Origin of the sequence: Bacillus sp. BS1807G30 (genome assembly GCF_040047675.1) — a bacterium.
GTDB classification, from domain to species: Bacteria; Bacillota; Bacilli; order Bacillales; family Bacillaceae; genus Bacillus; species Bacillus altitudinis.
In genome coordinates this window covers 446,208-466,409 of the sequence record NZ_CP157353.1, presented here as the reverse complement: position 1 = coordinate 466,409, position 20,202 = coordinate 446,208, and the positions used below count along the sequence as shown (strand labels likewise).

The following is a 20,202-nucleotide window of genomic DNA, read 5'->3' as shown; positions in this document are numbered from 1 at the left end:
AATATCAGTTTTTATGTAACTGTGCTTGTTACATCTTTTTCATAGCATTCCAATATGATTAAAGATGCCACATATTCAGTGTATCTTTGGGATACGCTAAAAAAATCATTGAAACAGGAAGGATTGAATGAACATGGCAAAAGTTTTATACATCACTGCACATCCGCATGATGAAACAGTTTCTTACAGTATGGCTACTGCTAAAGCATTTATCGAATCTTATAAGGAAGCAAATCCAAGTGACGAGGTTGTACATATCGATTTGTACAAAGAAAACATTCCTCACATTGATGCAGATGTATTCGCTGGATGGGGCAAGCTTCAATCTGGTGCTGGCTTCGATACACTTTCAGCTGAAGAGCAAGCGAAAGTTGCTCGCCTAAACGAATTAAGCGATCAATTCGTTTCTGCTGACAAATACGTATTTGTTTCACCACTTTGGAACTTCTCATTCCCACCAGTTCTTAAAGCATACATCGACTCTGTTGCTGTAGCTGGTAAAACATTCAAATACACTGAGCAAGGTCCTGTTGGATTACTAACAGACAAAAAAGCGCTACACATCCAAGCACGTGGCGGATACTACACTGAAGGTCCTGCTGCTGAACTAGAAGCAGGTCACCGTTACCTTGGAACAATTGCAAACTTCTTCGGTATTCCTTCTTTCGAAGGTCTTATTGTTGAAGGTCACAATGCTGAGCCTGCAAAAGCAGAACAAATTAAAGCAGATGCGATCGAACGTGCAAAAGCTTTAGGTAAAACTTTCTAATCATGAACACGCAAAAAGCCAATGATCTTTAACGGTCATTGGCTTTTTATTTGTTCAGATGCAAAACCTAATTCTTTTGAAATGCCGCTGGCCGCTTTTTTGACCTGCTCAATTAAATAAGGAAGCCGTTCCTTTTGATAGCCTGCCTCAAACCCCGCAATACTAATGCCTGCTGCCACTTCTCCGTGATGATTGAAAATGGGCGCTCCAATAGCCGCAGTATAGTTTTCAAGCTCTGAATAGCTTAACGTATATCCGCGCCTGTTTGATTCTTCGATCATGTTTCGCAGGACATCTTTATCGGTAATGGTTCCGATCCCGATTTTCCCGAGCTCTACCGAATCAATATAGGCAAGTCTCTCTTCCTCTGGCAAAAAGGAAAGAATACTTCTCGCACAAGCTCCCGCATATAATGGGGATCTTCTTCCGACAGCGGTATAGAGCCGGACAGGCTGCGTTCCTTCCATTTTCTCCACATAAATGGCTTCATCTCCTTCACGAATAATGAGCTGAACAGCCTCACCTACCTCATCACGCAAGTTTTCCATAAAGGGCCTTGCAATTCTACGGATATCGAGGCGATCGGCGACAAGCTGACCGTATTCAAGGAACATCAATCCTAATCGGTAAACACCTGAAGGATGCTTTTCTAATAATCCCATATCGGCTAACGAGTTGGCCATTCGGTGTACAGATGTTTTGGGCATGCTCGAGAGCTCAATCATGTCATTTAACGTTAATTGTTCGTGTGTGATAAAAAGCCGTAATATCTCCATTGATTTCACAACGGTTTTATTTGTGTTCTGCATGTTTCTCACCTTTTCTAAAACGAAAATGCTTCGAGTTTTAATCTTGCCGTCAGGTCCTTCATTTCTGCTTCTTGTGTGAATAAGGCTTGCTCTGCTTCTTGGCGGTCAATTTGTTGAAACGTGAGATTCGCTCCAGGCATCGCCTGCGCAATGAGCGGCAAATCGACTGTTGCCACCTCACCAATACGGGGATATCCACCTGTCGTCTGGCGATCTGCGAGCAGAATAATCGGCTGGCCGTCAGGAGGAATTTGAATAGAGCCAAAAGCAACCGCTTCTGAAATCAATTCAAGCTTTTGCTTTAAACGTATCGGTTCTCCTTTCAATCTGCATCCCATACGATCAGATTGGGGAGTGACCTGATAAGACCGTTCGAAAAAAGCTTGCTGCGATTCTTCCTGAAAATGAGATAGATGTCTGCCTGCCAGCACCCGAATGACTGGTGATTTCCCGAGAGGCAAAAAATGAGCATGATTGACTGTCCAGTCTGGCGCACGTTCCCCTTTGCTTTTTAACATGTGAACGAGGCTCACCGCCAGTGGTGACGGTTCTCCAATCGGCAGGACGTCTCCTTTTTCTAGCGGACGCCCTTCTACCCCGCCTATCTTCGCTCTGACGTACGTACTTTTACTTTTCATCACCGGCTCAACATCAAATCCACCGGCTACAGCGAGGTAGGAGCGGCATCCCCTCTTACAAGGGCCAAAGGTGATCGTGCTTCCTGCTCGAATGAAGAGCGGTTTCCATAGAGGCACTTGTTCCCCGTCAATCTCAACCTCCACATCAGCACCGGTCACGGCGATCAGCTGATCCTTCTGACATGTCAACACTGGACCGGGCCCCATTAATGTGATTTCCAGCACCGCTTCGTTTTCTTGATTCCCAGTGAGGATGTTGGCGATTCGGAGCGAGAGCGGGTCCATGCCGCCGCTCGTTAAAACACCGTACTTCTGATAGCCTATTCTCCCTTTATCTTGAATGGTGGTGAACATTCCTGGCTTGATGACATGCATACTCAACGATCTTCCTCCTTCATGCTGAAAAATTCCTTTTCAGACAGTTGAACAAATCGAACCTCGTCCCCTGCCTTTAGTAGACTAGGTCTCTCAGCATTCGGCCGAAATAAGGATAAAGGGGTTTGTCCAATGAGCTGCCAGCCTCCGGGTGTAGATATCGGATAAACCCCTGTCTGCTTCCCCGCAATACCCACAGACCCTTTCGGAATCGACATTCTTGGTGTTTCTCTACGCGGAGCTGCAATTTTTTCAGAAAGTCCGCCTAAAAACGGGAACCCAGGAGCAAACCCAATCATATAGACAAGATACGTCCCGGATGTGTGAATACGTACAACTTCTTCAGGCGTCAAACCATTGATACGGGCGACTTCTTCTAAGTCAGGACCGAGCTCTCCTCCATAACATACAGGAATGTCGACGATCCGGCGCTTTGCCTGATTCCCCTCCTGCCAGTTGTCTTCAAGGAGGTTTTCAATATAGTCTTTGACCCATTCATACGGAGAGATTGCACGTTGCTTAAGCTGAGCAGATTGATACACCTTATAGGGCTCATAAAAGACGGTCACGTTTGTAAAGGCTTGAACAGCTTCCACATATCCGTCAAATGGATGCTGTTCAATACATGAAAACAGCTGCTTCACACGCTCATGAATGTCTTCACTTATGTCAGTCCCGGCTTGGATGACAATGGCTGCGTCTCCTAGCGGGTGGAACGTGATCGTATCTTTTATCGTTGAAAATGCCACTCTTATGACACCTCTCTTTCTACAGGACACCGAGCTTTTGATCTCTTACATCTGTGATAAACATATGACCGGGTGCATGGGTGATCGCAATGTCTGGCTTAGTGTGCATGACAATGGCTTGCGGCGTCACACCACATGCCCAAAACACCGGGACTTCACCTTCTTTGATCACAGATGGTTCTCCAAAGTCTGGTTGATCTACATGTTCAATGCCAATCACAGCTGGATCACCTATATGGATAGGACCGCCATGTACCGATGGGAATCTAGACGTCACCTGAACACTTCTTGTGACTTGATGCGCTGGGATCGGCCTCATACTGACAACCATCGGACCATGGAATACACCTGCCCTTTCACATGGAATGTTCGTTTGATACATTGGTACATTATGACCGTCTTCAATATGGCGGACAGGAATGTCATTCAGCATCAGTGCATGCTCAAACGTAAAGCTGCATCCGATGAGAAAGCCCACCATATCATCCTCCCAATAGGAAGAAATATCTGTTACCTCTTCTTGAAGAACCCCTTTTTTGTAAACACGATATTTAGGGAAATCCGTTCGAATATCCGCATCAGGTGCTGAACGCCTTGGCACTGGATCACCTGGGTCGAGCACATCAAGCAAAGGGCACGAAGCCGGATTCCGCTGACAAAATAAAAGAAAATCGAAGGCCAGCTCTTTTTTGACGATCATTAAGTTGGCTTGCGCAAATCCCTCAGCAAAGCCAGCCGTTGGTCCTGTGATCTTCTGCTTACGAATCAATTCCCTTATTTGTGACGGCTTATAGGTTTGATATGCTTTCATGTGATCAGCTCCATAGTTTTGGAATTTCATTCATGATGGTATATCCGCCCATGATTGCCATGATGACAACAACAAACGCACCTGTTGCTGTCAAAAAGAATGGATGGCGATAATCACCGACAATTTCTTTTTTATAGGCAGCAATCAGCAATGTTCCGAGTGCAAGCGGCAAGATCAATGCATTGATGGCCCCAACCAAAATCAATATGTTCACAGGTCTTCCAATCGTGATAAAACAAATGGTCGAGAGCGCAATGAATCCAACGATAATGCCTCGTTGATTTTTCTCGATTTTTGGTGAGAAGGTTTTAAAGAAGGAAACGGAGGTGTATGCTGCTCCAATGACTGAGGTAATGGCGGCAGCCCACATAATAATCCCGAACATTTTATATCCAACATTTCCAGATGCTAATTGAAAAACAGACGCAGGCGGGTTCGATGGATCAATCTGTAAGCCTTTTGAGACAACTCCTAGAACGGCTAAAAATAAAGCCACACGCATCACGGATGTGATCAAAATACCGAAAATGGAACTTTTCGTCACTTGCGGCAATGCATCCTTCCCCTTAATGCCAGCATCCAGCAGACGATGACCACCAGCAAAAACGATATAGCCACCAACTGTCCCGCCGACAAGTGTGACAATTGATAACATGTCAATTTTCTCTGGCACGAAAGTTCTCATGACCGCTTCTCCAACTGGCGGTGCTGTGGAAATAGCCACATACAGCATCAGACCAATCATGACAAAACCAGCGATTTGTGTGAATCGGTCCATCGCTTTTCCTGCCTCTTTGATGACAAAAATGAGAATGGCAATGACTGCACTGACCCCAGCCCCTATGCGGGGATCGACGCCGAATATGACCTGAAAACCGAGACCCGCACCAGCGATATTTCCAATATTAAAGGCAAGACCCCCAATGACAATCAAACAGGCTAACACATATCCGAGACCCGGCAGAACCATATTGGCAATGTCCTGTCCTCTTTTTTCCGAGACGGCAATGATACGCCATACATTTGTTTGCGCAAAAATGTCTAGCAAAATAGAAATCAAGATGACAAACCCAAAGCTAGCTGCGAGCTGCTGTGTGAACACCGTTGTTTGTGTTAAAAATCCCGGTCCAATGGCGGACGTTGCCATTAAAAAGGCTGCGCCCATCAGCATAGAACGGTTCCCTTTTGGAGCTTTCATCTGTTTGGCTTTCTCTCTTTTCATGCTGTTTCCCCCTTTGATGACGATTTATCGAAAGGCCTTGAGTTGAATAGTGGCTTCTTTTAGCTTCGCTGTAATGGTTTTTGCAAATTGAAGCGCGTGACTGCCATCTCCGTGGATGCACACCGTATCTGCTTTGAGCTGAACATCTTCCCCTTGCACTGTCCGCACTTTCCCCTCTCTTACCATACGGATGACCTGCTGAACTGCCCTTTCATCCTCTTCAATGAGTGCATGAGGTTCACGGCGGGATGTCAATGTCCCGTCTGGTTGATACGTCCGATCAGAAAAAACTTCATGTGCCACTTGAAGACCGATTCTTTCCCCTGCTGACGCAAGTTCACTGCCTGACAGCGCAAATAACACAAGGTTAGGATCAATATCATACACAGCCTTCGCAATTGATTCAGATAATTCAGTATTTTTAGCCGCCATGTTGTAAAGGGCGCCGTGTGGTTTGACGTGCTGCATCGTACCGCCTTCTGCTTTCAGAAAGGCTGATAGTGCACCAATTTGATAGATCACAAGATCATAGGCCTCCTCTGCTGAGATCGCGATTGGACGTCTGCCAAAACCGACTAAATCTTGCAGACCTGGATGTGCACCAATTTGGACCCCTTTATCCAGTGCCATTTTAACCGTCTTTCTCATCACAGTTGGATCTCCCGCATGAAAACCGCATGCAATATTGGCTGAGGTAACATATTCAAGAATTTGTTCATCTGAACCGATCGTGTATTGACCAAAACTTTCTCCCAAATCACAGTTAATATCCACTTGATACATAGAACCCCTCCTTGTCGTTCCGAATTGCGGAATAGAAAGTCCGAATATTCGAATTTATATTGATTATACCAACTTTGGATAGACTGCACATGAAATTGTCAGAAAATATAACAATAGAACTAGTAGAAAACAAAAAAAGTGAGAGGTCATATCCTCTCACTTTTTCTACTCATTTATTTAGACAGCACCCAATGCTGGATGGCTTTTGCTACCCCATGCTCTGTATTAGGAGCCGTAATCCAATCAGCCGCTTCTTTCACAACTTCTTGTGCATTGCCCATTGCGATGCCTAATCCGGCTTCTTGAATCATCGCCATATCATTCAGGCTGTCGCCAAGTGACATGACGTTGTCCATTGTACAGCCAATGCGTTCTGCAACTTTTGCAAGAGCTGCCGCTTTGTTAATGCCTGCTGCATTGACTTCGATATTGGTTGGACTGGAATTCGTGATTTCTAGCTGTCCATTTGTTTTCAATGTATGGAGGACTTCCTCACGAACAGCATCGTCATGAATATCAAAACCAAATTTCAGCCATTCGTGGTCATGAATGCGTTCTGGGAATTCTCCTCTCCACACTTTATCCACAGTAGATGCCCAGTAATCGGTTTCGTATCTGTTTTTTAGATCCCACATCATCTGAACGTGATCGGGATGCAGTAGTTCTCGTTCGATCAACTGGAAGTTTGAATCCCAAATTTCACTTCCGTTCGCTGTGACAAGATAGGAAGAGAGTTTCAGCGGCTCGACCAGCTCTCGGCATGTCATCAGCGTACGTCCTGTGCTAATCACCACATGGACCCCTTTGGCTTCTGCTTCTTTAATGGCTTGTTTATTTTCCTCAGGAATGACGTGCTCACTGTTTAACAGCGTGCCATCCATATCAATGGCAATCAATCGGATGTCTTTCTTATCAGCTTGTGTTGACAAATTGAGTACCCCACTTTGTATCATTTTTTGAATCTATCTTTATTTTAATATAAAGATGAAGATGGCACAAAGGGACGAGTTTGATCCCATAGAAAAAAGACCTTGTGACAGGTCTTTTTAACGTTCACACGCAATGCCGTCTTTATCACGGTCAAGGTGTTTATTTTTTAAGTAAAGTGCTTTTGATGCATAAGGCTTGTACTTCGTTTTTCCACCTTTGTTTTTCGTATTTTTGCTTTTTGCCACGCCGCCTTTATATACTTTGTTGAGTGCTTTGCAGTTTTTGTACTTGACTGTCTTTGCATCCGCTGTGTGTGTGTCAACTTGTGTAAAGCTAAGTAAAAGACCGAAAGACAAGACAGTGACCATGATTTTTTTTAACATGTAAGTTCCCCCTATTTTTTCTCATTTTACATTTTTATCATATGTCACCACATTTTGTTTTTCAAGACGATTGAGGTGAAAATATTGGTTTTTTTGGAATTCAATGAATCTTATGACCTATGTGGTAAAATGAGTGGGAAACCTTTCCGGTTTTGACACGTATATGAAGAGAGGAGCTTTCCACATGAAAATGAAATATACCATTCTATATGTAAACGATGTTGAAGCAAGTATTCAGTTCTACCATCATATCCTCGGTTTCCCGATTAAATTGAGGGTTGAATCCTATGTTGAGTTTGATACAGGAGAAGTCACCCTATCGATTAATTCACGCCAAGATGTGAAAGAGGCACTTGGGCTGCCTGTTCCAGAGGCAGTCAGCTCATCACAAACGTTTGAGATTGGCTTTGTTGTGGATGATGTGAATGAAACCATTGCGTCTTTGAAGGAAAAAGGGGTACCTGTCATCAAGGAACCTGCTAAGAAGCCGTGGGGACAAACGGTCAGTTATGTGTCTGATCCTGATGGACATTTCATTGAAATATGTGATGCGGTCTCCTAATAGCTGTCCGAAGGAGTGAAGCGTAATGAGAAAGAAACATGCTTTTTTTGTTGGTGTTTGCTCCATGCTGGTGATTTGCAGTGCGGCGCTCATATTACAGCACCATGAATGGATTGGGTTTGTCAGTGGTGGAATCTCTATTATTGCATTCGTCGTGTCTGGATTTCTTATGGGTGCATGGACCAACGGGGACGAGGCACGAGCGGCCTATCACTCTGAAACAAAAGAACACCGGATGTTTCGTCTTGATACGGCGTTTCTTTTCATCATCTTTGCCCTTCCGCATATGGGTGCTGCACTATTATATGTTTTTATGTAAATAGTTGATTTGGTTCAAAGGAGTGATCAACATGGCTGTTTTTGTCTTATTCGTTATATTTGGTTTACCTATGATCTCTGTGCTGATTGGCATTTTCGGCACATTGTTTTTAAAGAACATTTGGTTTCCTACATTGATTGTGCTGGTAGCGAGTGTGATTCTAATGTTCACCTCTATTGGTGGAAATAAAACCTTTCTCATTTGGGTCATCATCTACACAGCCTGTGCATTTCTCGGTGCATTCATTACAAAGCGATTCCAAGTTGTTTCATAAATACTCATCAAAAAAAGAACAGTTTGCACTGTTCTTTTTTTGATTAAATATCTGCACACCATAGCTCTATTTCGATTTTCAGCTCTGGCCACCCTAATGCAGTCACATAGGCAACGGTCATTGATGGATATGCCGTTTTGAAGATTGCATCCCACTGTGGATATAGATGATCCCAATCAATTTCTTCTGTTGCCCAAATATTGACTTTGATGACGTGTTCTTCATTCAATCCTTCTGATGCAAGGATTCTCTTTATATTTTCAAACGTATTGGTGACTTGGTCGTTTAAGCTTGATGGGATCTGTCCATCCGCTCCTGTCCCTACTTGACCTGATGTCACAAATAACCCCGCACCCTTTGGCACCCTTGTGATATGACTGTAGTTGCCAACGGGTTTCGGCATACTTTCCGGGTTTTTTCTCGTGATTTTTTCCATGTAAATCCCTCACTCACTATGATTTTTCTGCGTGTTTTTCCTCCTGTAGACAGACTTCACCAATTTTTGTCTATTCTAAAAGAAAACAGCAGTGGAGTATCCGTAGCCACAAGGTAAGAACATCAATATTTTCTTTTTCATGGCCGAAACACTCCTTTTGATTGCGTGAGCAAGGTTTAGATTTATTTCATCCTACCTGATAAATGAACCACAGTCAAAAATAAATGATAACGTGTAATATCTTGATTCTTATTGCCTATTATCTAAAATCGTTCTTTTCTTGTTCATGGTTTGTTCAAATTTCTTCTATATAGTAGATCGTAATAGGAGGTAGGATACATCATGGCAAAAATAAATAAGAAAATGATTAGTCTTTGCACCGCAGCCATCAGCAGCTTATACATCACTGGTTATGCAACTACCCATCACGCGCAAGCCGTTCAGACAGCACAATCAAATACACAAGCAGACGCTTCTTCAAACGATACATCTCTCACATCAGATACTACCGCCACTCAAACAGAAGATACCACTTCAGAAACTGAACTCAAGGATGGTACTTTCTCTGGTACTGGATCAAATGAGATTGGCTCTATCAGTGTATCTGTTACCATCAAACAAGGAAATATCACTTCTGTCGAGATTACGAGTGATAACACTAGATACGGACAAAGCTCCATTTCATCATTACCCAATGAAGTGGTCATTAGACAAAGTGCTGATGTAGATACGGTGAGCGGCGCAACATTAAGTACTCAGGATTTTGAAACAGCCGTTGCTCAGGCTTTAGAGCAGGCAAAGGCATAGAGAGGAGACACTATGATGAAATGGTTAGGACAACAAAAACTCATTACTTTTCAAAAATCCATGCTGGCTATGGGAACTGTTATCAATATTCAAGTGGTTGCCTATGAAGAAGATCGACGGGCTGTTTTAGAAGACATCAACCGTGCCTTTTCCATTTTTTACGATATCGAGCATCGTTTTAGCCGTTTCCGCTCTGATTCTGAAGTCATGAAGTTAGCCAATCGTTCAAAGCAAGAGGTAGTTGTCAGTGAAATGCTTTTCGATTTAACAGCCTATGCGTTAGAGTTAGCCGAGTTAACAAATGGCAAGTATGATCCAACCATCGGAAAAATCATGGAACAAAAAGGATTCGATCGTTTATATACGACAGGAAAAACTTTTTCATCACATGACGTACCACATACAGCTGTTCATTACCGTGACGTCCAGTTAAACGAGATGAATCGGACGATTTATTTGAACAAACCGCTTATTTTGGATTTTGGTTCTATTGCAAAGGGATTCGCATGCGATCTTGCAGCAAAAGAACTTGAAGCATGGGAAGGCTTTATGATGAATGCTGGCGGAGATGTGTTGGTATCTGGATTTAACGAACAACAAGAAGAGTGGACAATTGGGATTCGGCATCCCATTCACAAACAGACCAACATCTCGGTCATTCAAACGACTAATTGTGCGATTTGTACATCTGGCAGCTATGAACGGATCAGCCGTTATGATCCTCATACGCACCATTTGATTCACCCTCAAACGAAACAGTCTGAACAAAGTTTGTTAAGCTGTACCGTCATTGCACCACTCGGTATGCTCGCCGATAGTCTATCGACAGCTGCTTTTTTATTAGGTCGAGAAGAGGGTTATTCATTTTTAGCCGAACATGAAATACCTGCCGTAATGGTGGATCAAGATGCTGATATGACCCTAACACCGGAGATGAAGGAGGTTCAATCATGGAATTACAGCCAGCATCAACCACAGACCAAACACTGTTGAAATCATCGCCTTCACTAAAAACTTACATTCGGACGCCGAAACGGTATGCCATCGCCATTCTTTTGATTCTTCTAGCCGCCGGGAGTCTGCACACTGGATTTCTTAGTGGTCTCACTACAGTTGCCACTAGCATTGGGACAGCACTGATTCTTGACGTTTTTATTTCAAGAGTGATTTTGAAAAACAATAAACACACATTCCCTGATGGAGCTCTGCTCACAGGGCTGATTATTGGCATTGTTCTAAGTCCAGCCACTTCTTTTGCTGTATCTGTTTTCACAGCCACAGCGGCCATTTTATCTAAGCATGTCATCACTTATCAAAAGAAACCAATTTTGAATCCAGCCGCATTTGGTTTATGGCTCTCAGTCATTTTATTTTCTTCCAATCAAAGCTGGTGGGGCGGTATGTCTCTTCTACCTTGGTGGACCATAATCCTTGTGATGGTCGGCGGTTATTTGGTGACAAGCCGCGTACAAAAGTTCCCGCAAGTTTTCGCCTTTCTAGCCGCATACGGCCTTATTCACCTCATATTGGGGTTCATTGGCTTAACGGATGCTTCATCTGCTTTTATGACGCCCTACTTGAATGCCGTCTTGTTCCTTGCGTTCTTTATGTTGACTGATCCACCTACTTCACCCGCAAAGAATCGTGATCAAATCATCTTTGGTATCCTGTGTGCTGTCGTTTCATGTGTGGACTTCTATTTATTTAACAGCTTATCTTACTTACTCACAGGGCTTTTATGTGCCAATGCTTGGAAAGCCTATCGAACGTACCAAACAAATCAAAAGCGACGGGCAATACGGACGAAAGTCGTCTAAATAAAAAACGGACATCGACTTTTCGACGTCCGTTTGACCATACCTTATAAACGATAACGTGCAATATCTTGATTCAATCGCATGCTTAGCTCATTGAGCCTTTCTGCTGCCTTCGCCACATTGGAGATGGCGGTGACTTGTTCGTCAGTAGATGCAGTGATTTCTTCAATCGCAGCGGCATTTTCTTGAGAAATATGCGCTGCACCATGCATCGCTTTTGTGATGAGGTCGTTTTGTTCCAGTAATGTGTTCAGCTCTTTTGCCATCGTATTCGTTTCAACGATGGTTTGTGAAATCGATGTAGAGATGGAATTGAATTCTTGTTCTGTTGCGTGAACCGCTTCATCAAGCTCGGCAAAACGATCCATTGTTTTGGACATCATGCCAGCTGTAGACGTCGTTTCTTCTTTAATGCCTTGAATCATCTGCTGGATTTGAACAGCTGATTGCTTTGTCTGTTCAGCTAAATTCCGCACTTCACTCGCCACAACCGAGAATCCTTTGCCATGCTCTCCTGCACGAGCTGCTTCAATGCTCGCATTCAGGGCCAGTAAGTTCGTTTCATTTGAAATGCTTTCAATGGTATCTGTGATTTGTGAAATATCTTGTACTTTTGTACTTAATTGCTCAATCCCTGATCGAATGCCTTGAGATGCCTGAATGGATTGCTCATTTGATTGTTTTAATTGCTGGACAATTTGCTGACCCTGCTGGGAAGATTGGTTCGACTGGTCTGAAATTCGTTTGATCTGGTCGCTTTGTTCTTTGACGTTTTCAATGGATTGATTGAACTGAGTCATTTGTTGATTGGCTACCTCAAGGTCTGATGCCTGATGAAGGGTCCCAGTTGAGATATCTCCAATTGCTCGGCCAATTTCTTCACTGCTGGCGGATGTTTCTTCAGAGATGGCGGATAGATCTGTCGCAGATTCGACGAGCTGGCTGCTCGTTTCCTGCAAACCGCTCACAAGTGCTCTAAGCTCTCCTGACATATGATTAAAGCCTTTTGCCAACTGCCCAATTTCATCCGAGGTTTCTTTTAAGCTGGTGCGTTCAAGATTGCCCGCCGCAATTTCTTTTGAAGCAGCCGTGACTTGCTTAAGCAGTCTCACTTTACCTCGGGCTGCCAAATAAAAGACACCCATACTTAAAAGAGCGACACCTGCTGTAATGAGAATAATATAGAGCTTCATCTGCTCTAGTTCTTTATAAAATTCATCCTGAAATACGGCGATTCCTATACTCCAATTCCACGGTGTAAACTGGTTCATATAAGCGAGTTTTTGCTTTTCTTCCCCCGTGGCATCGTCTTTATCCATATAGGTGATATAGTGTGCATCCTCGCCTTTTGCTGTGGCTCCAGCGACCATTTTTTGACGGTTTGTCGTATCATCTGGGATGACGCCAATGTCGTTAACCGGATGAACCTGTGATGAATAATCGGCTCCATATGCGACAAGGTAGCCTTTATTTTTATAGATAAAATCTGATTTTTGAAATTGGTACCCTTTGCCGTTGTCATTTTTAGGCCCGCTCAAGTAAATACGGGCTTGTTCCTGCGCCTGTTCAAGCGTCAGTTCTTTGTTCTCCACACGGTCGTTCAATTGTTCAAGAGTGGCCATCGCTCCATTTACGATGTGTTTTAAATCTGCTTTCCCTGCATCAATTAAGACATTTTTCGCTAAAAAATACCCCGTTGTTCCTACAAGTCCGCCTGTTAAAATTGTAATAACGATAATGGCTGACATCAATTGAAAAAAGACACTTCTCGAAGCAAACGCTTTCTTTTTCATGTTCTAATTCCCCCTTACTACATATATCGTCATGCAGGGGAAAGTATTAAAAAAGTCATAGAAAAATCCCTTTCACGTTAGAAAGGGATTTTTTGATTATCGCTCGGTTTCTTTGAGGATGTCTTGATAGAGATCGTCTTCAGGTTTGAGTCCACATACCTCTTGAAGCACACCTTCAATGCCTTTTTCTTTCCTTAATGCCTGCAAGCGAACCGCTTCTTCGTCTTCTGCAAAGTCGTAAGCCAAAGCAGCAGCGATCCCTTTGATTAAGTACACTGGCTGCTTGATCTTTTTCGCTGGACCGATTAAACGGTCATCTGCTCCCAGCTTTCTAATCGGAGAGCGTGCGACACGAGTCACTTCATCGGAAATAAAAGCATTTTCAAATCGCTTGATGATTTTTTGAATATACGCATCATGTTCTTCTTCTCGGAAGCCATATGCGTCAATTAAATAACTGCCCGTTTCATGAAGGGCACCTTCGACTACCTGACGAATGTCTGGTGTATCAACAGCTTCTTTAATGGTTTTTACGCCTTGCTGATACCCGACATAAGCCGCTAGTGCATGTCCTGTATTGACGGTGAAGAGCTTCCGTTCAATATACGGCGTCAAATCTTGGACAAAATTCGCTCCGTCAATTTGAGGAACATCTCCAATAAAGCCCGTCTCATCAATGACCCACTCGAAAAATGGTTCAACCGACACTTTGAGAATGTCCTCATGGTGCTGAATCGGAACAATGCGGTCAACCGCAGCGTTCGGAAAGCCAACGGTTTGTGATATCGCTGCTTGCTCATCTGCTGTTAAATGAGAGAACACCGCTTCTTTTAAATGAGCACTTCCCCCAATCATATTTTCACATGCCACGATGTTGATGATATGGTCCGGCTTTTTTTGTTTTAATCCTTCAGCAATCGATGAGGCAATGATCTTCAATACGGCTGGTCCAACAGCTGTTGTAATCAAATTGGCTGTGGCAACGGCCTCTGTTAATGCCGCTGGGTTTTGCGAAGAATTGATCGCTGATACTGGCCCGACTACTTCTTGCTTCTGCCCTGGTGCTGCGAGTTCAACCGTGTATTCTCCTCTTTCATTCAGCTCATTGATGACCTCTTCATTCACATCGGTAAAGACAAGCTCAAAGCCTGATGTCTTTAACAAAGATCCGATAAACCCTCTGCCAATATTCCCTGCTCCAAAATGAAGTGCCTTCATGTTAGTTCACCTCGTTAAAGATGGCGATCAGTTCATCCTGATCCTTTGCATGAATGATCCGTTCTACATTTTCTTCTTCTGAACAGACAATCGCAATTTGAGAAAGAATATCAAGATGCTCGTTGTTTTTCCCAGCGATCCCAAAGACGACTTTCGCCACATTTCCTTCACCATATTCCACACCATTTGGAATTTGGATAATGGAAATCCCTGAATGAAGGACAGCCGCTTTCGCATCCTCTGTTCCATGAGGGATCGCAATACCGTTCCCCATAAATGTAGAAGAGATGTTTTCTCTTTCAAACATTTTGTCGACATAATCACTTGTGACATAGCCGTTTGCTACGAGGACTTCGCCTGCTTTTTTGATGGCTTCTTCTTTAGAACCTGCTTGTTCGTTTAGAAAAATATTGTCTTTAGAAAGTACTTGTTTCATACATGATCACACACCTTTTTTAGAATAAAAATCAGGAAAACAACCAAAACGGGGAGTTCAATTAGGAAAAATTGGACTCAACCCGTTTCGTCATGTTATTTTTTCAATTTCTCAATCAGCTCATCATATTTCGGGCTGTTTAAGAAATTATCCACTGAGATATGCACAGCGCCTGGCAGCTTTGCCTTTGCTCTGTCTGTTAAATCTTTATGAGTAAAGACCACATCCGCATCGTCTGGGATGTTGCTGATCGATGTGTTTGTCACATCGATATCAAGCTCTGCCTTTTTCACTTTGTTTTTCAGAATGGACGCACCCATTGCACTTGAACCCATCCCTGCATCGCAGGCAAAGATGATTTTATTCACGTCATCTGGATTGACATCACTTGGAGATGCTGCTTGCTCGTTTGCTTGAGAGTCTTCTTTTTGTGCCGTAAGAGCAGCGGCTGCTGCACTTTTCTTGCCTTTCATGTCCTGCATCTTTTCTGTTGCTGCTGTTAAATCTTCGTCAACTTCTTTAGACGCTTTCAAAATGACAGATGCAACAAGGAACGATACGATAGCTGCTACGACAACCCCTGCTAAAACGGCAAGGTGACCGCCTTTTGGAGACATCAGCATAAGCGCAATAATACTTCCTGGTGACGGCACAGCTTTTAATCCTGCATTTAATAATGTGAACGTCAGGACACCACTTGCTCCCCCTGCAATGACAGCCAAAATGAGTTTTGGTTTCATTAAGATGTACGGGAAGTAAATTTCATGGATTCCTCCTAAGAACTGAATGACAATGGCACCTGGTGCAGACTGTTTCGCATTTCCTCTTCCAAAGAACATATACGCAAGAAGAACACCTAAGCCTGGCCCTGGGTTTGTTTCAAGCAAGAACAGAACAGATTGCCCTGTCTTCGCTGCTTGCTCGACCCCTAACGGACCTAAAATACCTTGGTTAATCGCGTTGTTTAAGAATAATACTTTTGCAGGTTCAATGAAGATACTTGCCAGCGGTAGTAAATGAGCATTGACAATGATATCTACACCTGCCGCAAGGGCTTTATTCAGACCTAGTACCACTGGGCCGATAGCATAGAATGCAATGGCAACAAGAATGGCACCGAGGATACCTGCCGTAAAGTTATTCACAAGCATTTCAAAGCCAGATTTGATTCGGTCTTTGAACAGCTGGTCGATTTTCTTAATAAGATAACCGCCCAGCGGCCCCATGATCATGGCACCTAAAAACATTGGAATGTCTGAGCCAACAATGACCCCAATCGTAGCCGTAGCACCGAGCACTCCGCCTCGATGGTCATAGACGAGTTTACCGCCTGTGTAACCAATTAAGAGCGGCAGTAAGTAGTTAATCATCGGTCCAACGAGTGTAGCTAATTGCTCATTCGGAAGATAACCACTTGGAATGAACAAAGCTGTAATAAGTCCCCATGCAATAAATGCACCAATATTCGGCATAATCATGCCGCTTAAATAGCTTCCAAAGCGCTGTACTTTCACGCGGAATCCGCTTTTTTCCTGCATCTGTGAAAACCCCTTTCTTCTCTCCCTTTATTTCGGGCTTTATAGGTCAAAAGATATAAGAACAAGAGTCAGTGAAGCCCTTATACCTATCGTAAAACGCTTTCACTTTTCCTTCAATTGAAACTAAATGTCACTTTGTCACTTAGTGTGTGACAAAATTGAAAAATAATGTGACACCTCTCGGCATACCATAGATGATAGCGGGGTAAAAGTTGAATCTACTGTTGTTTTGGCGCAAAATTCATTGGAATTTCACAACTTTTAAATGGTCACTTCTTGTTTCCTCTACTTAAATCGAATAGGCTTATATTGATCAAACATTCAAGAAACGTCTGCGCAGACATGACACAGAAAAAGTGAACCATCTTGCTATTTGTTTCGTTTACCTTTTAGAGTGGGCGGTACAATAGAAAGAGCGGTTTTTCTGTGACTCACAGTTTACTGCCGCTTTCTTTCTGATACATGAGACATTTTCATAGGTAGAAAGGCGGTTATTCACATTGTTGAAATATAGTAAGTGGCTTCTGCTGCTCATCTTCATGTTCTCCTTTTTCATGCCAAAAGAAGCATTTGCTCATGCATATGTGGTGAGCTCAAATCCAGTAGCAAATGAAGAGCTGGATCAGCAGCCTTCTGCAGTCTCGATCACCTTTAGTGAAGGAATCGAAAGCGGATTTCATGCCATTAAGGTGTTTAATGCAAAAGGGGATCGTGTGGATCAAGGAGATACGGTCATCAAAGAGCAAAAGATCATGGAAGCAGCTTTAAAAAAGAATTTACCAAAAGGCATTTACACCATTCAGTGGAATGCGGTATCAGCCGATGGGCACTCTGTGTCTGGCATGATTCCATTTAGTATCGGAAAAGCGGATGGAGGATTTGATCAATTAGATCAAGGACAATCAAGTGAATCCATTGATATGGCTTCAACCATTGACAAAGCCTTTCTGTATACGTCATTTAGCTTATTTCTTGGAACCATTTTATTTGGGCTTCTATGGTTTAAAGCGCCCATAACCGACGTTTTAGCCCGGCGAATGAAGCGACTTTTGACTGTTTCACTGATCATGATGGGCGGAGCACTCTTGTTCCAGCTGCCGATTCAAACAAAATCAGCGGCAGACGTGTCCTTTTTAGGGGCATTTCAACCATCGCTTTTACAAGAAACCATTGCGTCGACTTCGGGTGGGAGTCTGTGGATGATGCTAATGGCGTCATTTGTTCTACTGACGATCTGGACAATTGTGGCGATGAAAAAAGGAAACTTCACTTCCTTCCGGGTATGGCTGTTTCCACTGCTCATTTTCATCGTGCTTCTTTGGCTGAAAGCACAAATCGGTCATCCAGCCGCTACAGATAATAAAATACTGACAACGTCACTTGATTTCATTCATCTCATTTCTGCATCTATTTGGGTCGGCGGCTTAACAGCCATTGTCCTTCTTTTGATGAAGAAACTGCCGAATGAAGATCAGCCGCTCATACGCAGCACCCTGACAGCTTTTCATCCGTGGGCACTGCTCTCAGTTGGACTGATTGTGTTTTCTGGGTTTGTGAATGCGATTTTTATTCTGCAATCATTTGATGCCCTTTTCCAATCAGCTTATGGACGCACCTTCTTAATCAAACTTGGTTTATTTATCATCATGGGTCTCCTTGGGCTCGTCCATTATTTGATGCTGAGATGGGAAAAGAAGCAGAAACGAAACGTATCTTTACGAGCAGAGTGGATCATTGGGATCGCTATTTTACTATTAACAGCCGTATTCACCAATATCCCAAGCCCTCCGCCGCCTGCACCAGAGCCATTCTTTGGAGCCAATCAGGTGGAGCATCGTGACCTTGTGTCTTTGAGCATTACCCCGAATGCTCCAGGTAAAAACACGTTCGAGGTGGCATTTACGAAGAAGGATGGACAAACGATCACAGACATTCAATCTGTGACAGCTAAGATCCACAAAGTCTCCTTGTTCGGTGATGAAACGCCAAACGAATTTCAGCTGCAGCGATTAAAGAATGGACACTTCTCGGCTGAAAACCTCTTACTAAATGAAAAAGGCACTTGGAAAATTGAGATTCATGCATTAACTGGTTCTTTTGACAACATCGATACGACATTCATTAGAAGAAACTAAAAGGAGTTCATATCATATGAAAAAATACGTTAAAGCTTTATTACCAATGCTTCTCGCTTCATTTTTACTGGCGATTCCTGTGAGTGCACACGTGACAGTCAAACCTGATACATCTGCAACGAATGCTTGGGAAACCTATACGTTAAAAGTACCTTCTGAAAGCGACAGTCCGACAACAAAGGTTGTCATCACGATGCCTAAAGGCGTAGAATTCCAGCAATACGAGCCAGTGCCTGGCTGGAAAACAACAACTGAAGAGAAAAACGGAAAAGTCACAAGAGTCACTTGGGAAGCAACTGGCGATGGTGTCCTTGCTGGCCAGTTCCAGCAATTCGTGTTTGTCGCAAAAAACCCTGAAAAAGCCAGCGAAGCGGCATGGGATGCCTATCAATATTACAAGGATGGAACAGTAGTTGAATGGACTGGCGACAAGGACGCTGATAAGCCTCATTCGATCACAAACATTGTTGCGTCTAATACCGTAACGGATTCACATGGTCAAGAAAAACCAAAAGAAGAAAAGGCATCTGAAACAGCCTCTGCTTCTTCTTCACCACTTGTTCTTGGTCTGTCCATTGCAGGCTTAGTTGTGGCATTGATTGCACTTGGACTTACTTTTAGAAAGAAATAAACCTTACATGAGCGATCGTTTTTTCAAGCGGTCGCTTTTTATTTTCCCAACCTATCATTTCCAATATAGGATTGAATAGGATACTTGTGCGTGCCATAATGAGACACATGACCACCTAGGAGGCTATGAGATGAACCATCTAATCATATTTGCTCATCCCCAGCAAAGCTTAAATCAAACCCTATTAGATCTTGTTGTAAGCACTCTTTTGAACAATGGTCATCATGTGACGGTTCGTGATGTGTATAGCATTGGCTTTCCGCCAGAGCTGACAACAGCAGAAAAGGTTGCCATGAGAAACGGACATGTGCCGGCACCGATTCAAAGAGAGCAAAAGCTGATTCAACAAGCTGATGTCCTCACGTTTATCTTTCCAATATGGTGGACAGGCTTGCCGGCGATGCTAAAGGGTTATGTGGAGCGCGTTTTTTCAGAGGGGTTTGCGTATGAGATCAATGAAAACGGAGTGGTGAAAAATCTGCTTCGAGACAAAAAAGGGGTCATTATTAATACGCATGATGCACCGAGGACCTTTCTTGATTCAAATATGATCATCACCCCCAGCCATCACATGACGACAGATACAGCCGCCTTCGATCTGATCGGCGTTGAGCCAGTCGAACGGCTCTTGTTCAGCAGCATGGAACAAGCATCTGCAGACGACATCCACGAGATTCTCAAAGAAACAAAAGAAACGGTGGATCAACTTTTCCCACCGGCTGTTTAACATAAAAAAGACTGCCGAGGCTTCTCGGACAGTCTTTTTC

23 protein-coding genes are annotated in these 20,202 nt (G+C 43.4%); 10 read left to right on the top strand and 13 right to left on the bottom strand.

All coding sequences use genetic code 11. The features are described from left to right. Nucleotides 1-133 precede the first annotated feature (133 nt). Entirely contained in the window at nucleotides 134-769 is a 636-nt protein-coding gene (locus tag ABG082_RS02270; RefSeq protein WP_024720223.1) for an FMN-dependent NADH-azoreductase, read from the top strand. 35 nt (nucleotides 770-804) lie between these two features. Here ABG082_RS02270 and ABG082_RS02265 read toward each other — a convergent pair whose 3' ends face one another. From ABG082_RS02265 to ABG082_RS02230, 8 genes are all read right to left on the bottom strand, one after another. Further along, complete coding sequence (locus tag ABG082_RS02265) at nucleotides 805-1,578, bottom strand: IclR family transcriptional regulator (protein ID WP_007498093.1); 774 nt, start codon at nucleotides 1,576-1,578, stop codon at nucleotides 805-807. 14 nt (nucleotides 1,579-1,592) lie between these two features. Then, on the bottom strand, nucleotides 1,593-2,597 hold the full coding sequence (locus ABG082_RS02260) for a biotin-dependent carboxyltransferase family protein (RefSeq protein ID WP_144740434.1): 1,005 nt from the start codon (nucleotides 2,595-2,597) through the stop codon (nucleotides 1,593-1,595). Continuing rightward, a complete protein-coding gene (gene pxpB / locus ABG082_RS02255; protein ID WP_050826965.1) occupies nucleotides 2,594-3,340 on the bottom strand; it encodes a 5-oxoprolinase subunit PxpB in 747 nt (248 codons plus the stop codon). The genes ABG082_RS02260 and pxpB overlap by 4 nt, the downstream gene beginning before the upstream one ends. A gap of 19 nt (nucleotides 3,341-3,359) precedes the next feature. Next, nucleotides 3,360-4,151 (bottom strand): putative hydro-lyase, encoded by a 792-nt coding sequence (locus ABG082_RS02250; RefSeq protein ID WP_136944935.1) that lies wholly within the window; start codon nucleotides 4,149-4,151, stop codon nucleotides 3,360-3,362. A gap of 4 nt (nucleotides 4,152-4,155) precedes the next feature. After that, nucleotides 4,156-5,373 (bottom strand): NRAMP family divalent metal transporter, encoded by a 1,218-nt coding sequence (locus tag ABG082_RS02245; protein ID WP_008347191.1) that lies wholly within the window; start codon nucleotides 5,371-5,373, stop codon nucleotides 4,156-4,158. Nucleotides 5,374-5,397: 24 nt separating this feature from the next. Beyond that, nucleotides 5,398-6,156: a 5-oxoprolinase subunit PxpA gene (locus tag ABG082_RS02240; RefSeq protein WP_008347192.1), complete on the bottom strand. Its 759-nt coding sequence runs from the start codon at nucleotides 6,154-6,156 to the stop codon at nucleotides 5,398-5,400. Nucleotides 6,157-6,329: 173 nt separating this feature from the next. Next, complete coding sequence (locus tag ABG082_RS02235; RefSeq protein ID WP_008347194.1) at nucleotides 6,330-7,085, bottom strand: Cof-type HAD-IIB family hydrolase; 756 nt, start codon at nucleotides 7,083-7,085, stop codon at nucleotides 6,330-6,332. Between the two features lie 117 nt (nucleotides 7,086-7,202). Beyond that, nucleotides 7,203-7,469 (bottom strand): excalibur calcium-binding domain-containing protein, encoded by a 267-nt coding sequence (locus ABG082_RS02230; RefSeq protein ID WP_019743140.1) that lies wholly within the window; start codon nucleotides 7,467-7,469, stop codon nucleotides 7,203-7,205. Nucleotides 7,470-7,653: 184 nt separating this feature from the next. Here ABG082_RS02230 and ABG082_RS02225 point away from each other — a divergent pair, with 184 nt between their 5' ends. From ABG082_RS02225 to ABG082_RS02215, 3 genes are read left to right on the top strand one after another with little or no spacing between them, the layout of a single operon-like run. Further along, complete coding sequence (locus ABG082_RS02225; protein WP_008347199.1) at nucleotides 7,654-8,031, top strand: VOC family protein; 378 nt, start codon at nucleotides 7,654-7,656, stop codon at nucleotides 8,029-8,031. 25 nt (nucleotides 8,032-8,056) lie between these two features. Next, the gene (locus ABG082_RS02220; protein WP_019743141.1) at nucleotides 8,057-8,350 is read left to right on the top strand and encodes a DUF5316 family protein; all 294 of its coding nucleotides are present in this window, start codon (nucleotides 8,057-8,059) and stop codon (nucleotides 8,348-8,350) included. Nucleotides 8,351-8,381: 31 nt separating this feature from the next. After that, complete coding sequence (locus ABG082_RS02215; RefSeq protein WP_019743142.1) at nucleotides 8,382-8,624, top strand: DUF2651 family protein; 243 nt, start codon at nucleotides 8,382-8,384, stop codon at nucleotides 8,622-8,624. A 43-nt stretch (nucleotides 8,625-8,667) separates the two neighbouring features. On the opposite strand, the gene ABG082_RS02210 is transcribed toward ABG082_RS02215, so the two are convergent. Beyond that, on the bottom strand, nucleotides 8,668-9,060 hold the full coding sequence (locus ABG082_RS02210) for a RidA family protein (RefSeq protein ID WP_007498112.1): 393 nt from the start codon (nucleotides 9,058-9,060) through the stop codon (nucleotides 8,668-8,670). Nucleotides 9,061-9,402: 342 nt separating this feature from the next. On the opposite strand from ABG082_RS02210, the gene ABG082_RS02205 reads away from it, so the two are divergent. From ABG082_RS02205 to ABG082_RS02195, 3 genes are read left to right on the top strand one after another with little or no spacing between them, the layout of a single operon-like run. Further along, complete coding sequence (locus tag ABG082_RS02205; protein ID WP_007498114.1) at nucleotides 9,403-9,867, top strand: FMN-binding protein; 465 nt, start codon at nucleotides 9,403-9,405, stop codon at nucleotides 9,865-9,867. 15 nt (nucleotides 9,868-9,882) lie between these two features. After that, nucleotides 9,883-10,860, top strand: coding sequence for an FAD:protein FMN transferase (locus ABG082_RS02200; protein WP_342494504.1), 978 nt, complete (start codon nucleotides 9,883-9,885; stop codon nucleotides 10,858-10,860). Then, nucleotides 10,818-11,684: an RnfABCDGE type electron transport complex subunit D gene (locus tag ABG082_RS02195; protein ID WP_342494503.1), complete on the top strand. Its 867-nt coding sequence runs from the start codon at nucleotides 10,818-10,820 to the stop codon at nucleotides 11,682-11,684. The genes ABG082_RS02200 and ABG082_RS02195 overlap by 43 nt, the downstream gene beginning before the upstream one ends. A 44-nt stretch (nucleotides 11,685-11,728) precedes the next feature. On the opposite strand, the gene ABG082_RS02190 is transcribed toward ABG082_RS02195, so the two are convergent. The 4 genes from ABG082_RS02190 to ABG082_RS02175 form a co-directional block, all read right to left on the bottom strand. Continuing rightward, nucleotides 11,729-13,477 (bottom strand): methyl-accepting chemotaxis protein, encoded by a 1,749-nt coding sequence (locus tag ABG082_RS02190; protein ID WP_342494502.1) that lies wholly within the window; start codon nucleotides 13,475-13,477, stop codon nucleotides 11,729-11,731. A gap of 96 nt (nucleotides 13,478-13,573) precedes the next feature. Beyond that, nucleotides 13,574-14,695 (bottom strand): mannitol-1-phosphate 5-dehydrogenase, encoded by a 1,122-nt coding sequence (locus ABG082_RS02185; protein WP_342494501.1) that lies wholly within the window; start codon nucleotides 14,693-14,695, stop codon nucleotides 13,574-13,576. A gap of 1 nt (nucleotide 14,696) precedes the next feature. Next, the gene (locus ABG082_RS02180) at nucleotides 14,697-15,131 is read right to left on the bottom strand and encodes a PTS sugar transporter subunit IIA (RefSeq protein ID WP_173407761.1); all 435 of its coding nucleotides are present in this window, start codon (nucleotides 15,129-15,131) and stop codon (nucleotides 14,697-14,699) included. A gap of 95 nt (nucleotides 15,132-15,226) precedes the next feature. Continuing rightward, the gene (locus ABG082_RS02175; protein WP_342494500.1) at nucleotides 15,227-16,669 is read right to left on the bottom strand and encodes a PTS mannitol transporter subunit IICB; all 1,443 of its coding nucleotides are present in this window, start codon (nucleotides 16,667-16,669) and stop codon (nucleotides 15,227-15,229) included. Between the two features lie 500 nt (nucleotides 16,670-17,169). Between ABG082_RS02175 and ABG082_RS02170 the strand changes: the two genes are divergently transcribed. The 3 genes from ABG082_RS02170 (at nucleotide 17,170) to ABG082_RS02160 (ending at nucleotide 20,162) form a co-directional block, all read left to right on the top strand. Then, nucleotides 17,170-18,804 (top strand): copper resistance protein CopC, encoded by a 1,635-nt coding sequence (locus tag ABG082_RS02170; RefSeq protein WP_342494499.1) that lies wholly within the window; start codon nucleotides 17,170-17,172, stop codon nucleotides 18,802-18,804. 16 nt (nucleotides 18,805-18,820) lie between these two features. Beyond that, a complete protein-coding gene (locus ABG082_RS02165; RefSeq protein WP_008347220.1) occupies nucleotides 18,821-19,435 on the top strand; it encodes a DUF1775 domain-containing protein in 615 nt (204 codons plus the stop codon). 130 nt (nucleotides 19,436-19,565) lie between these two features. Further along, complete coding sequence (locus ABG082_RS02160) at nucleotides 19,566-20,162, top strand: NAD(P)H-dependent oxidoreductase (protein WP_050826954.1); 597 nt, start codon at nucleotides 19,566-19,568, stop codon at nucleotides 20,160-20,162. Nucleotides 20,163-20,202: the final 40 nt, after the last annotated feature.

Bases quoted from the DNA above. Each gene is read 5' to 3' on its own strand.
- ABG082_RS02270 (WP_024720223.1), top strand. From the start codon at position 134: ATGGCAAAAGTTTTATACATCACTGCACATCCGCATGATGAAACAGTT.
- ABG082_RS02265 (WP_007498093.1), bottom strand. From the start codon at position 1,578: ATGCAGAACACAAATAAAACCGTTGTGAAATCAATGGAGATATTACGG.
- ABG082_RS02250 (WP_136944935.1), bottom strand. From the start codon at position 4,151: ATGAAAGCATATCAAACCTATAAGCCGTCACAAATAAGGGAATTGATT.
- ABG082_RS02245 (WP_008347191.1), bottom strand. From the start codon at position 5,373: ATGAAAAGAGAGAAAGCCAAACAGATGAAAGCTCCAAAAGGGAACCGT.
- ABG082_RS02240 (WP_008347192.1), bottom strand. From the start codon at position 6,156: ATGTATCAAGTGGATATTAACTGTGATTTGGGAGAAAGTTTTGGTCAA.
- ABG082_RS02230 (WP_019743140.1), bottom strand. From the start codon at position 7,469: ATGTTAAAAAAAATCATGGTCACTGTCTTGTCTTTCGGTCTTTTACTT.
- ABG082_RS02225 (WP_008347199.1), top strand. From the start codon at position 7,654: ATGAAAATGAAATATACCATTCTATATGTAAACGATGTTGAAGCAAGT.
- ABG082_RS02220 (WP_019743141.1), top strand. From the start codon at position 8,057: ATGAGAAAGAAACATGCTTTTTTTGTTGGTGTTTGCTCCATGCTGGTG.
- ABG082_RS02215 (WP_019743142.1), top strand. From the start codon at position 8,382: ATGGCTGTTTTTGTCTTATTCGTTATATTTGGTTTACCTATGATCTCT.
- ABG082_RS02210 (WP_007498112.1), bottom strand. From the start codon at position 9,060: ATGGAAAAAATCACGAGAAAAAACCCGGAAAGTATGCCGAAACCCGTT.
- ABG082_RS02205 (WP_007498114.1), top strand. From the start codon at position 9,403: ATGGCAAAAATAAATAAGAAAATGATTAGTCTTTGCACCGCAGCCATC.
- ABG082_RS02200 (WP_342494504.1), top strand. From the start codon at position 9,883: ATGAAATGGTTAGGACAACAAAAACTCATTACTTTTCAAAAATCCATG.
- ABG082_RS02195 (WP_342494503.1), top strand. From the start codon at position 10,818: ATGGAATTACAGCCAGCATCAACCACAGACCAAACACTGTTGAAATCA.
- ABG082_RS02190 (WP_342494502.1), bottom strand. From the start codon at position 13,477: ATGAAAAAGAAAGCGTTTGCTTCGAGAAGTGTCTTTTTTCAATTGATG.
- ABG082_RS02185 (WP_342494501.1), bottom strand. From the start codon at position 14,695: ATGAAGGCACTTCATTTTGGAGCAGGGAATATTGGCAGAGGGTTTATC.
- ABG082_RS02180 (WP_173407761.1), bottom strand. From the start codon at position 15,131: ATGAAACAAGTACTTTCTAAAGACAATATTTTTCTAAACGAACAAGCA.
- ABG082_RS02175 (WP_342494500.1), bottom strand. From the start codon at position 16,669: ATGCAGGAAAAAAGCGGATTCCGCGTGAAAGTACAGCGCTTTGGAAGC.
- ABG082_RS02165 (WP_008347220.1), top strand. From the start codon at position 18,821: ATGAAAAAATACGTTAAAGCTTTATTACCAATGCTTCTCGCTTCATTT.
- ABG082_RS02160 (WP_050826954.1), top strand. From the start codon at position 19,566: ATGAACCATCTAATCATATTTGCTCATCCCCAGCAAAGCTTAAATCAA.